Here is a 2,314-nt window from a genome sequence, read left to right on the forward strand (position 1 = left end):
GGGGTGCCTGGCGCTGCGGGGGCTGCTGCGGGCGGGCCACCTGGCGCTGGGGGCGACGGCGCAGCGGGTCCTGGCCGGGGTCGAGGTACTGCACCTGCGTCTGCTCGTTGCGGTCGCGGGCCGCCCGCAGCTGGTTCTGCCAGGGGTGCGGGTCCTCGGGGCCGCCCTGCTGGTTCTGCTGGCCGGGGTGACCGGGCGAGCCCGGCGGGACCGGCGGCATGACGGCCGTCGGGTCGGCCGCGCCCCGGTGGGGCATGACGGCGGTGGGGTCGGCGGCGCCGGCCGGGCCGCCGGTGTGCGGCATGACGCTGGTCGCGGCGTTCGGATCGTACGATCCGGCGCCCTGCGGGAGGACCTGGGTCGGGTCGGCCTCGCCGGACATGTCCGGCACCGGCGCGGGGGCCGGGTCGGGCACGAGGAGCATGCCGACGCCCTCCGCGGCGGCGATCTGCGCGGAGTTCGCGTGCACCCCGATGCCCTCGGCGACGACGCGCAGGCCGCGGGCGAGGTTCTCGGCGCTGGGCCGTTCGTCGGGGTTCTTGCGCAGGCAGCGCTCGATGACCGTCCACAGCGGGTCGGGGACGGTGGAGGGGCGGCGCGGCTCGGCGCTCAGATGCTGGTGCAGCACCTCCAGGGCGGAGCCGCCGGAGAACGGCGGGCGGCCGGTGACCAGCTCGTACAGCAGGATGCCGGCGCCGTAGATGTCGACGGCGGAGGTCTGCGGACGGCCCTCGGCGGACTCCGGGGCGACGTACGCGGGCGTGCCGACGAACTCCTGGGTGCGGGTCAGTCCCGGGGAGTCGGCCAGACGGGCGATGCCGAAGTCGGTCAGCAGCGGGTGCATCCGCCCGTCGTACTGCTGGAGCAGGACGTTGGCCGGCTTGAGGTCGCGGTGGACGACGCCGTCGGCGTGGCTGGCGGCGAGCGCGTCGGCGATCTGTGCGGTGAGCAGGGCGGCGGCGACCGGGGTGAAGGGCCCGTTCTCGCGCAGGTAGCGGTGCAGGTCGGGGCCCTCGACGAGGTCCATGACCAGCGCCAGCAGCTCGCCCTCGACCACCAGGTCGCGGACCCGGACGATGTTCGGGTGGGTCAGCCGGAGCAGGACGGAGCGCTCGCGCAGGAACCGCATGACGATGTCCGCGTCGCTGGCCAGCTCCTCCTTGAGGACCTTGATCGCGACGGTCTCGCCGGGCTGTCCCGGCACGGCCGCCTCGGCGCCCGCGGTCTCGCGCTGGCGGGCTCGCCAGACGGTGCCCGTGGCGCCGCGTCCGAGCGGCTCCTCGAGCAAGTACTTGCTGCCTACCGGCCGCACGTCATGCGCTCCCTGGTGCTTGCCTTGCCTGCTGGCCTGTCCGACCCACTGTAAGGCCGGGGGGCCGAGGACCGGGGTGTCGTCTTTCTGTGGGTCTTACGTAGCGCCCCTCACACCCGTTCGAAGGAAAGACGCTCACCTCGGTCTTGTGGTTGCCGGTAACGAACGTGACTGATCTCAAGAGGTCGCCTGTGGGTCATCTCTCAGGCACTTTTGCGGGCAGAGCCGACCAATCAAGATCACCTTTTCCCGAGCGAGGGGCGTGTTGTCAGTGGCAGGTGCGAGGATGCTGGCAGTACTGGCCGACGTGCTGGGGCGGGGTGGGGGACTCCGCGCCCGGGCAGAAGGGACCGCTGACGGCGATGCAGATCCGGCTGACCGTCGTAGATCCGCTGGGCCCGTCGGCGCCGGCGCGGGACCGCGCCCCGCGCAGCGACGTACTGGTCACGGCCCCCGCCGGTACGGCGCTCGCCGCGGTGGCGTCGGCGCTCGTCCAGGCGGTCTCCGGGGGTGACGGCTCGGGCGCGCCCGTGCTGTACGCCGGGGAGCAGCGGCTGGACACCCAGCGCTGCACGCTGGGCGAGCCCCCGCTGACCGACGGTGCCGTGCTGTCCGTGGGCGCGCCCGGGGAGCCGGAGCCGCATCCCGAGCTGGAGGACGCCCCGGCCCAGCTCCAGGTCGTGGCCGGTCCCGACGCCGGCGGCGTCCATCTGCTGCACGGCGGCGAGATCCGCATCGGCCGCTCCGCCGACGCCGACGTGCCCCTCGACGACCCGGACGTCTCCCGGCTGCACTGCGCCGTGACGGTGAGCGCGGACGGCAGCGTCGCGGTCGCCGACCTGGACTCCACGAACGGCACGACGGTGAACGGCGCGCGGGTCGGCGCCCGGGTGGTCCCTTTCGCGCCGGGTGCGCTGCTGCGGATCGGCGAGTCGGCCCTGCGGCTGGTCCCGGCCGGGGGGCCGGGTGGCCGGGTGGAGACGGTCTCTTATACACCTCTCC

At 74.3% G+C, this 2,314-nt stretch carries 2 protein-coding genes; one reads left to right on the forward strand and one right to left on the reverse strand.

The genetic code is table 11. The features are described 5' to 3' along the window. Positions 1-1,312, reverse strand: a 1,312-nt coding sequence (locus C1J00_RS42180; protein ID WP_102914089.1) for a serine/threonine-protein kinase, incomplete at its 3' end; no start/stop codon positions are given. 362 nt (positions 1,313-1,674) lie between these two features. Here C1J00_RS42180 and C1J00_RS42185 point away from each other — a divergent pair. Further along, positions 1,675-2,314: FHA domain-containing protein (locus tag C1J00_RS42185; RefSeq protein ID WP_146046391.1), on the forward strand; the 640-nt coding region annotated here is incomplete at its 3' end.

The organism is Streptomyces cahuitamycinicus, assembly GCF_002891435.1.
Classification (GTDB): domain Bacteria; phylum Actinomycetota; class Actinomycetes; order Streptomycetales; family Streptomycetaceae; genus Streptomyces; species Streptomyces cahuitamycinicus.